8 protein-coding genes are annotated in these 10,207 nt (G+C 70.8%); 3 read left to right on the top strand and 5 right to left on the bottom strand.

Annotated features, from left to right (window positions below; all coding sequences use genetic code 11):
• Positions 1–148: 148 nt before the first annotated feature.
• The 4 genes from QM582_RS05315 to QM582_RS05300 form a co-directional block, all read right to left on the bottom strand.
• Positions 149–2,224, bottom strand: coding sequence for a hypothetical protein (locus QM582_RS05315; RefSeq protein ID WP_415082411.1), 2,076 nt, complete (start codon positions 2,222–2,224; stop codon positions 149–151).
• 145 nt (positions 2,225–2,369) lie between these two features.
• Positions 2,370–5,231 (bottom strand): UPF0182 family protein, encoded by a 2,862-nt coding sequence (locus QM582_RS05310; protein WP_415082409.1) that lies wholly within the window; start codon positions 5,229–5,231, stop codon positions 2,370–2,372.
• Positions 5,232–5,256: 25 nt separating this feature from the next.
• Positions 5,257–5,769: a PPA1309 family protein gene (locus QM582_RS05305; RefSeq protein WP_415082407.1), complete on the bottom strand. Its 513-nt coding sequence runs from the start codon at positions 5,767–5,769 to the stop codon at positions 5,257–5,259.
• A complete protein-coding gene (locus tag QM582_RS05300) occupies positions 5,766–6,815 on the bottom strand; it encodes a PDZ domain-containing protein (protein ID WP_415082406.1) in 1,050 nt (349 codons plus the stop codon). The genes QM582_RS05305 and QM582_RS05300 overlap by 4 nt, the downstream gene beginning before the upstream one ends.
• A 129-nt stretch (positions 6,816–6,944) precedes the next feature.
• Here QM582_RS05300 and QM582_RS05295 point away from each other — a divergent pair, with 129 nt between their 5' ends.
• Positions 6,945–8,294, top strand: coding sequence for a zinc-dependent metalloprotease (locus QM582_RS05295; RefSeq protein WP_415082404.1), 1,350 nt, complete (start codon positions 6,945–6,947; stop codon positions 8,292–8,294).
• A gap of 10 nt (positions 8,295–8,304) precedes the next feature.
• Here QM582_RS05295 and QM582_RS05290 read toward each other — a convergent pair whose 3' ends face one another.
• Positions 8,305–8,835, bottom strand: a complete 531-nt coding sequence (locus tag QM582_RS05290; protein ID WP_415082402.1) for a M48 family metallopeptidase — start codon at positions 8,833–8,835, stop codon at positions 8,305–8,307.
• Between the two features lie 295 nt (positions 8,836–9,130).
• Between QM582_RS05290 and QM582_RS05285 the strand changes: the two genes are divergently transcribed.
• Both QM582_RS05285 and QM582_RS05280 read left to right on the top strand, forming a co-directional pair.
• On the top strand, positions 9,131–9,292 hold the full coding sequence (locus QM582_RS05285; protein WP_264700852.1) for a DUF5679 domain-containing protein: 162 nt from the start codon (positions 9,131–9,133) through the stop codon (positions 9,290–9,292).
• A gap of 174 nt (positions 9,293–9,466) precedes the next feature.
• Positions 9,467–10,207, top strand: a 741-nt coding sequence (locus tag QM582_RS05280; RefSeq protein WP_415082399.1) for a hypothetical protein, incomplete at its 3' end; no start/stop codon positions are given.

Raw genomic sequence — 10,207 nt, 5'->3', positions numbered from 1 at the left:
CGGACGTCCAGCACCGCGGCGGGCCAGCCGGCCACGGTGGCCAGCACGTGCAGCCGTCCGTCGGCGTTGGGCTCCAGGGCGGCGTCGGCGTACTCGACCGCCCAGCTGACGCAGCGGATCGGCGTCAGTTCGCCGGCACGGTCGTCGGTCAGGGACGCCACGTCGCGGCCTCCTGGGTGCGGGCCTGGGCCGGCACGTAGCGGAACACCGTGACGCCGTCGGCGTCCAGCACCACCTCCCAGCCCGGCCGGGTGCGCAGCGTCTCGCGCAGTGCGTCGATGGTGCCCAGCGGCGCGATCCCGCGATAGTCGGCGTAGCCGTCCATCCGCGGGCCGTAGAGCGCATAGGTGGGCGCGCTGCGATTCTCCAGATGCGCCTCCAGCGCGGCCAGGTAGTCCGGGGAGCGCAGCCCGTCGCCCTCGTTCTGCAGCGGACGGTCGTACTCCCAGTCGTCGGTCAGCCGCCAGGCGTAGGCCTCGCTGGCCCGCACCGGCCAGAACGCGGACCCGGGGCTGAGATAGGCGCGCCCGGGCACCTCCCGCTCCAACAGTGCCTGCGCCTGGTATTCGGCCTTGGTGACCGCGTAGTGGTAGTAGGTGGCGAAGTAGGCCTGGGAGGCGCCGGCGGCCAGGATCAGCAGCGCCGCGCCGCCGGTCAGCCGGGCCCGGAGATCGCCGCCGAACAGCCGGGTCAGCCAGGGGCCGATCAGCAGCGCACAGCCCGGGATGGAGTAGAGCATCACCCGCAGCAGCGCCTCGCCGCCGTAGCTCTGGGCGAACAGGATGGCGAACGGCGAGAAGGCCAGCACCGCCGCCACCAGGCCGGGTCCGCGGCGCCAGCGGGCCCAGCGCTGCCGGCGCAGTTGGCCGATCGCGAGCACGCCGGCCAGTCCCCACAGCCCCAGGGTGGCCACCCGGTTGCTTACCCCGTGCACGGTCAGCGCCAGGCTGCCCAGGTCGGCGGCGGCACCGGTCTGCGCGTTGCGCAGCACGTCGACGCCGGTGAACAGCCCGTAGGCGCTGGCGATCTCGAAATTGGCCGCCAGCTGGCCCAGCGCCACCGCGGCCAGCAGCGCCGCCAGCCACCACGACACCCGTCCGAACAGCATCAGCACACCGATCGCGCCGAGCAGCCAGAACGGGGTCAACTGGTGGCTGACCACGAGCGCCGCGAACACCACCACCGACAGGATCGCGGCGGTCCGGCTGGACCGGGCCCGGACCACCAGCGCGGCGGTCACCATCGCCAGCACGAAACCCAGCGCCTGTGGCGAGAAGTAGTCCTGGGCCACCCAGTTGACCACCAGCGCCACCATCGCGGCAGCCTGGGACGCCGGAACCGACAGCCGCAGCGCCCGGCTCAGGGTGTACATCGCGGCCACCCCGGCCACCGTGACGGCCAGGGTGAACCAGCAGGCGATCGCGAACGGCGAGACCCCGCCGGCCACGCTCACCCAGCCGATCGCGGCGAAGAAGCCCGGCCAGCCCTGGTAGATGTCCAGCCCGCGGTGCAGCGTTCCGGTGCTGGTGATCAGGTCGATCACCCCGAGGTGCTTATAGGCCCAGTCCACCGACGGCGCGTCCAGGGTGAGCGGGGCGGTGCCGCGCTCGATCAGGCAGCTGAGCAGCAGCATCGTCCACATCAGGCCGGAGTGCCGCAGCCGCAGCGCGAACAGGAACCCGAGCACCGCCAGCAGCAGCGCGACGGCGAACACCGGGGTGCCGGCCAGCGGGCCGAAGGCGTCGTCGCGTCCGGCGGCGACCGCGGGCAGCGAGACCAGCCAGAGCACCGCGGCCAGGGCGCCGATGCCCAGCGTCACCCGGGCCCACAGACCGCTCGGCAACGACAGCGCCGGCAGCGTCGGCCGGGACAACGACATCGCGGCATACCCGGCGGCCAGTCCGGCGACGATCGCGGTGACCACCCGGGGCTGCCACAGCCCCAGCCACAGCGACGCGCTGGCCAGCAGCACCGTCACCGAGGCGCTCACCGCGGGCACCAGCCCGATCGCGGGCAGCCGGGTGGACGGCACCAGCCGGGTCAGCAGCAGGCCGGGCACGAGCGCCCAGAACACGACCGCGGTCCAGCCCAGCACCGGGACGGCCTGCCCGGCCAGGGCGGCGGCGGAGATCACCAGGGCAGCCCACACTCCCCACGAGTGCGGGCGCACCGCGGGCTGCGAGCGGCGAAGGGCAGGGGTCAGCACAGAGGAAGTCAGAGTCATCGGAACCTTTGCTTAGGTAAGCCTAACCTACGTCAGATCACTGACGTGTCCGGCACCATTTCAGTGCCCGGACGCTAACTACCTGCGCCCTCCCGCAGGTGGGAGAGCGCAGGTAGTTAGGGAGGGCTATACCGGGGAGGGCCGTTCAGCGGCCCATCAGCTTGAGCGCCTGGGCCAGTGCCGCCTTCGCCTCGTCGACCTTCGCCTGGTAGGTGGCCAGGTCGCCCTTGCGCAGTGCGGCGTCCGCGGCCACGAAGGCCTCCTGGGCCTTGGTCAGCTGGGCGACCGCGGCCGGGTTGTTCGGCTGCGCGGTGCCGGTCGGTGTCCCGCCGGGTGTCGGCGACCCGGACGGCGAGGCCGATCCGGACGGCGACGGCGAGGCACTCGGCCCCTCACCGGTGTCGGCCCCGGCACTGCCGGCGAAGACCTCGTCCAGGGCCTTCTGCAGGGTGGTGCCGATCCCGACGTGCGAGCCGAACCGGACCACCACGTAGGCCAGCGCCGGGTACGAGCCGGTGTTGCTCTGCCGCATGGTGTAGATCGGCGCCACGTAGAGCAGCCCGTTGCCCATCGGCAGGGTCAACAGGTTGCCGTAGGTGGCCGATGCGGCGCCCTGGTTCAGGAATGGACGCAGTGTCTCGGCGACCTTCTGGTCCTGGTTGATCGCGTTGAAGGTCTGTCCCGGACCGTCGATCTGGTGGGTGTCGGACATCCGCAGCACCCGCAGCTTGCCGTAGTCGGGGCTGGTCGCCTCGGCCACCACCGACAGATAGCTGGCCAGGTTCGAGCGATCCTTCGGCACGAACACGGTGGTCTGGCTGAACACCGGGTTCTCGTCCTTGGGCCACTTGATGCTCAGGTAGTAGGGCGGCTCCTTGGCGTCCGAGTTCGCCTTCACCGGATCGTTCGGCACCTGCCACAGATCGGACTGCGCGTACCAGATGTACGGGTCGGTCATGTGGTAGCGGCTGAGGATCTCGCGCTGCACCTTGAACAGGTCCTCCGGGTAGCGCAGGTGGCTGAGCAGGTCGGGGCTGATCGCGCTCTTCGGCTGCACCGTGCCGGGGAAGGCCCGCGAGTAGGCCTGCAGGATCGGGTCGGAATCGTCCCAGGCGTACAGCGTCACGGTGCCGTCGTAGGCGTCCACCACGGCCTTCACCGAATTGCGGATGTAGTTGATGTTGGCGTCGACCTGGGTGCCGACCGCCCGCGACTGGGTGTCGGCGGCCGAATTGCGCAGGTTCACCAGTTGACTGTCCGGGTAGCTGTTCGAGGTGGTGTAGCCGTCCACGATCCACACCGTGCGCCCGTCCACCACGGCCGGGTAGATGTTGGAGTCGACGGTCAGCCAGGGCGCGACCTGCTGCACCCGCTCCTTCGGCGTCCGGTTGTACAGAATCCGCGACTGGCTGTTCACCCGGTCCGACAACAGCAGGTTGAAGTCCATGAATTTGGCCGCGTAGAGCCCTCGGGTGAACGGGTCCCCGATCGGCACCCCGCCCTTGCCGGCATAGACGTTGTACTGGTTGTTCGGAGTGTCCAACTCGATCGGCTGCTGGCCCTCCTCACGGCCGACGATCGCATACTGGGTGGACTGTTCCCCGAAGTAGATCCGCGATTCGTAGTCGCTGAGCTTGCCCGTCGGCGGGATATCGCGAACGATCCACTCCGGCTGGCCGTCGCTCTGCCGGCGGTTGCCGTAGGCGATCACCAGGCCGTAGCCGTGGGTGTACACGGTGTGGATGTTGTTCCAGTTCTGGTCGGGCAGGCCGGCGAGGTTCATCTCCCGGGCAGCCACCACCACGTCGGTCTCCTTGCCGTCGATGGTGTAGCGGTCGATGTCCAGCGCCTCGGGGAAGGTGTAGTAGTTGCGCAGCTGCTGCAACTGCTCGAAGGTGGGGGCGATCACCGCCGGGTCCATCAGCCGGATGCCGGGCAGTGCCTCGGCGTCCGCCTTGAGCTGGCCGGCGCGGACTTGGGTGTCCGCCACGTACGGGGTGATCTCGGTGTCGTTGATCCCAAAGGCTTGCCGCGTCATGTCGATGTGCCGCTGCATGTACGGGTTCTCTTTGTCCGGCTGGTTCGGCGCGACGACGAAGGACTGCACCACGGCCGGATAGATCAGGGTCAGGATCAGCCCGGAGATCACCATCAGCACCAGCGCCGCGGTCGGGTAGATGCCCCGCTTGATGATCGGGTTGGCGAAGAACAGCGCGGCGACCAGGAACGAGATCACCGCCATCACCAGCTTGGCGCCGATCCGGGCGTGGTCGTCGGTGTAGTGGACGCCGGTGAACAGGGTGCCCTGGCTGAGCAGCATCGAATACCGGTCCAGCAGGCACTGCAGCCCGTACAGCACCAGCAGCACCCCGGTCACCATGGACAGATGGATCCGGGCCGCCGGGGTGACCTGCGGACGCCCGGTGGCGCGCACCGCCCGGATCGCCCCGGTGGCGAAGTGCACCATCGCGGCACCGATCAGCGCGAAGGCACCGGCGGTGAGCAGGAAGGACAGGAAGCTCTGCCAGATCGGCAGCTCGAAGACGTAGAACTTGTAGTCCAGCCCGAAGACCGGGTCGGTCTGGCCGAACGGCACGGCGTTGAACCAGGCCAGCACCGGCAGCACCTCGGTGACCGCCGACATGCCGGCCAGGATGCCCAGCGCCAGCGCGGGCACCCCCACGGCGAATTTGGCGCTCTGTTCCAGCATCCGCCGGTAGGCGTCCAGGACGGCGCTCTCCCCCGCGGCACGGGCCGGCGGACGGAGCCGGATCGCCAGCCACATATTGCCGCCGACCAGCAGCGCCATCAGCAGGCCGACGCCGACGAACAGACCCACCCGGGTCCACAGCTCGGTGGAGAAGACCACCCCGAAACCGACCGAATCGAACCACAGCTTGTCGGTCCAGATCTGGGTGAAGACCGCGAAGGCGATCACCAGCACGGCCGCGATCCCGAAGGTCAGCAGCAAGGGCGATCGACGGTGGACACTTGCAGACAGGCTCACGCGGGCTTCTCCTCGGTTTTGGGTGTCAGTCCAATGTACGTGCCAGGGCGGCGGCCAACCCGGGAACCAGGTCGGCTCCCGACAGCAGATCGTCGGGATGGCTGCGGATTCGGGCCACTCCGTAAGCGTCCCCGCCGCGCAGCGCGCCCACCACCACCCGGATCTCCTGCCGGTCCGGGCTCTTCCGGACCTCCTCGGACGCCGCAGCGCCGGCCGGCAGGTCGGCGTCCGCGGTTCCTGGGAGGAAGAACCGCTCCAGGCTGAGCGCCACGCCGGCCACCGTGGGCGGCCAGGCGATCCGGGCCAGCGCCTCGCCCAGGTCGGCGCCGCCGGCGAAACCGTCCTGTTCGATCGCCGAGAGCTGTCCGGGTCGTGGATCGGTGCCGCCGGTGAGGTGCTCGGCCAGCTGTGGTTCGGCGGCGATCAGCTCGGCGGTGGGAACCAGTGCGAACAGCCGGGCGGGCTGATCCCAGCCCACGCCGGCGACGTGTCGCTCGATCTCCAGCAGCGCGGCGATCAGGGCGTCCGGGACGGTCACGAACAGCCCACCACCTTGGCGGCGCGGGCCGGATCCTTCAGATCCTCCAGCGCGGCGATCGCCTCGGACAGGGTGCTGACCCGGACCAGCCGCACCGGTGTCGACAACCCGACCACGTCCGGGCAGTTGTCGGCGGGCACCAGGAACACGGTGACTCCGGCCGCTTCGGCGCCGGCGATCTTCTCCTGGATGCCGCCGATCCCGTGCACCGCGCCGTCGCCGTCGATCGTGCCGGTGCCGGCCACCGACCGTCCGGCGATCAGGTCGTCGGGCGAGACCAGGTCGTAGACGGCCAGGGCGAAGATCAGCCCGGCGCTCGGCCCGCCGATGTCGGGATTGATCCGGAAGTTCACCCGCGGCACGTAGGAGTAGCCGATCCCCAGGTTGATGCCGACCACGGGCTGGGCCGGGTTGGCGTTCGCGCTCACCGTGATGACCGTCTCGCGGGTCTCCGCCCGGTCGCGCAACAGCGTGAACAGGATCGGGTCGCCGACCGCGGACTTGCTGATCTCGGCGCCGACGGCACGGGTGGTCTTCACCGGCTTGTCGTTGATCCGCAGGATGAAATCGCCCGGCCGTAGCTTGCCGTCCGCCGGGCTGCCGTTGGAGACCCCGGTCACCATCGGGTACTCGACCACCTTCTCGCCCGCGGCGCGCAGGCCGGCGGCCACCGCGGCCGACTGCGAGGTGTCCATCATCTGCACCTCGCGTGCCCGGATCTCGTCGACGCTCACCCCTGGCGGGTACACCGCCTCGCGGGGCAGCACCTCGCGGGCCGACAGCCAGTACGACAACAGCGCCTCCGGCAGGGTCAGCTGGCTATCCGCCCGGGTCACCGAGACCGTGGTCAGCCGCAGCTGGCCGGTGCCCGGATGCGTCGCCACTCCCTGGATGTCGACCCGGGGCTGGCCGTCCACCGGCTCGAACAGATCGACCGTGGTGCCCGGCGACCAACTGACGAAGGGCACGGGGGTCAACGACACCACCGCAGCCAGCGCCACGAACAGCAGCGCCGAGACGGCCGCCGTCCAGGTCTGCTTGGTCACCCCCCGACACTACCGGAATCGCCCGCCGCCCCGGCTGCCATCACCTTGCCGGGTGCGGGACAATGGACCACGTCGCACCCCGGCCCACCGGACCGGACGCCTTCAACCCTCGACCTCAGGAGCCCATTCATGGCCACCGACCCGGACCTCCCCGACAACGGCGACCGGCCGAGCGAGGAGAACCCGCTGGCCCAGTTCCTCGCCCAGTTCGGCATCACCCCCGGCCCGGACGGCGAGTTCGACATGGCCGCGCTCACCCAGCGGCTGCAAGCGGTGATGGCGCAGTTCCAGACCCAGATGGCCGGCTTCGGCCCGACCGATGCCAACAGCGGGATGAACTGGACCTTCACCAAGGACATCGCGCGCCGGGTGACCGCCTCGCTGGGCCCCGACCAGACCCCGTCCGCCGCCCAGTCCGGACAGGTGCGCGACGCCGCCGGTCTGGCCGACCTGTGGCTGGACGAGGAGATCTCCTTCCCCCGGTTGAGCGCCCCGGCACTGGCCTGGAGTCGCGCCGAATGGGTGGAAGGCACCTTCGAGACCTGGCGCAAGCTGAGCAACCCGATCGTGGCCAGCCTGTCCGCCGCGCTGGGCGCCCTGATGGCCCGCGAGGCCGGACCGGGCGAGGAGTTCATGAAGCCGATGGTGCGGGCCGCGGCGTCCGGCATGTTCGCCGCGCAGGTCGGCCAGTCGGTGGGCAGCCTGTCCGCCGAGGTGTTGAGCGTCAGCGACATCGGCCTGCCGTTGGGCGTCCGGCCCCAGGTGGCGCTGCTGCCGACCAACATCGACGCGTTCGGCGCCGAGTTGGAGTCGGTGACCGCCGCCGACGTGCTGCTCTTCCTGGCCCTGCGGGAGACCGCCCGGCAGCGGCTGTTCGCCGCCGTGGGCTGGCTCGGTCCGCAGCTGCACGCCCTGGTCGAGCACTATGCCCGCGACATCACCATCGACACCTCCGCCCTGGAGCAGGCGATCGAGCAGCAGCTCAGCGCGGCGATGAGCGCCGACGACCTGGAGCGCGCCGGGCAGACCCTGGCCGGCAAGCTGTTCGAGCCGGCGGTGACGCCCGAGCAGACCGAGGTGTTGGAGCGGCTGGAGACGCTGCTGGCCCTGGTCGAGGGCTGGGTGGACGAGGTGGTCGGCCACACCATGAGCCGGTGGATGCCGAACGGGGCCGCCCTGACCGAGATCGTCCGGCGCCGGCGGGCTGCCGGCGGACCGGCCGAGACGGCGCTGAAGTCGCTGGTGGGACTGGAGTTGCGGCCGCGCCGCACCCGGGACGCCGCGAATCTGTGGGCGGCGGTGCGGGCCACCCGCGGCGCGTCCGCCCGCGACCAGGCCTGGAGCCATCCCGACCTGATTCCCACCTCGTCCGACCTGGACGATCCGCTGGGCTACGCCGAGCACGGCCACGCCGCCGCCCCGCCCGACGAACTGGACGCCGAGCTGGCCAAGCTGCTCGACGAGGAGAACGGCCAGTAGCCGATTTCCGTCAGTACTCCTGGGCCGGCAGCCCCTGGGCGCTGATCCAGCCCTCCAGGAAGCCCTTGGCCCGCTCGGTCTGCGGGTAGCGGGCGACCAGTTCGTGGAACCGCGCCGAATGGTTGCGCTCCAGCAGATGGGTGAGTTCGTGCACCAGCACGTAGTCGGCGACCCAGTCGGGCATCGACCGCAGCCGGTCGGAGAGCCGGATCTCGCCGGTCGAGGTGGTGCAGGAGCCCCAACGCTGCTGCTGTCGCGACGACCAGGACACCCGCAGTTCCGGGACCGGGCGTCCCGGTTCGGCCAGGTACTGGGCGAACAGCTGCCTGCCCCGGGCGGTGAGTTCGGCGTCGGCGGCGGGCAGCCGCCGGCTGGCTTCGCGCTCCAGGAAGCGGGACACCAGACCGGGGATCAGTTCCCGCTCCTGCCGGGGCGTCATGCGGTCGGGGACCAGCACGACCAGCTTCCCGGACTCGCGGACGATGCCCATGGTGGTTCGCCGTCGCGCACTGCGCCGCACCTCGTAGTGTTCCGAAGCCATGGCACGACCCTAGAGGGTCCCTCCGACACGTCCGATCGGTCGTCCGGTGCCCAGAATCCGGTGCCCGTGTTGACCGTCCGGGCGCTCCCCCACTAGCGTCTGAGACACGAGGCCCCCGGTCAGTCCGCTCGCAGGGGAAGGCAAGCGGACGATGTTCCGGTGGCCTCGTTTCAGTTGCTCGGGGGTGCGGCGACGCGCCAGATCCGAACGCACGGCACTGTTTGACGGTGCCGTATGCTGAACCGGCAAGCCGCGCTGTGATTGCCCCAGCGCACCTATCAATAGGAGGAATGACGTGGCCGACGACACCTACAGCGGTTCGTTCTACTGCGTGAAGTGCAAGGACCACCGCGACGCGACCGGCGACGTGACGGTGAACGCAAAGGGAACCCGGATCGCCAAGGCCAAGTGCCCCGTTTGTGGTACCAACCTGACCCGCTTCCTGCCCAAGGCCTGAAGTCCGCGCATCAGCGCCGCGCCCCCGGGGGTGCGGCGCTTTTGCATGTCCGCGGCCTTCACCCGCCGGGCCGGTGTTGTCCGTTGCCAGCTGGGTGTTGTCCGTTGCCGGCAGGGTGTTGTCCGTCCGGTGCCGGACGCCGGAAGCGGCCACCGCGTCCGCCACGATGGCCGGGTGGATCCAGGACAGAGCGACCGCTGGCAGTTGCGGACGCCGTTGCCCGCGCTGTGGCGGCCGGACGGCACCCTGCAGTTGGGCCTGGAGCCGCCGGCCGGGCTGGTCGTCGGCCGGTTCCCCCGCGCTGCCGCCGCGGTGTTGGATGCGCTGCTCCAGCCCTGCTCCGGGGAACAGCTGGAACTGCTCGCCGGAGCCTCGGCCGGACGCTGGCTGCCGCGGCTGATCGACCTGCTGCAGCGGGCCGGACTGCTGCACCGGGCGGCGCCGGCGTCCGCGGACCTCGCCGTGGTGGGTTCCGGACGGTTGCCGCTGCTGGTGGCCGAGCTGTTGCTCGCCGTGGTCGGCGACCCGGTGCGGGTGATCCGGCCGGGCGCGCTGAGCCCGCCCCGGTCGCTGCAGGCGTTGCAGCGGCGGCACCCGGGCCGGCTGCGGTTCGGCAGCCAACTCGGCGCCGAGGGTGCCCTGCCCGGGTTGACCGTGGTCGTCGCCCGGGCACCCGAAGCGGATCGCTCGGTGATCGGCCAGGTCGCGGATCGGCCGCATCTGGTGGTGTGCGGCAGCGACCTGGGGGTCGCCGTCGGTCCGTTCGTGCTGCCCGGTCGGACCGCCTGCCTGCGCTGCGAAGACCTGCATCGCGCCGGACGCGACCCGGCCTGGCCGCAGCTGCTGGCCCAGCTCAGCCGGCCCCGGCGCACCGCGGCCCCAGCGCCCGACCTGCACTGGGCGGCCGGCACCGCG

The sequence above is a fragment of the Micropruina sp. genome, from assembly GCF_047607385.1.
GTDB lineage: Bacteria > Actinomycetota > Actinomycetes > Propionibacteriales > Propionibacteriaceae > Micropruina.
The sequence above is the reverse complement of the archived record's forward strand: the minus strand, read 5'-3'. Positions and strand labels throughout refer to the sequence as shown.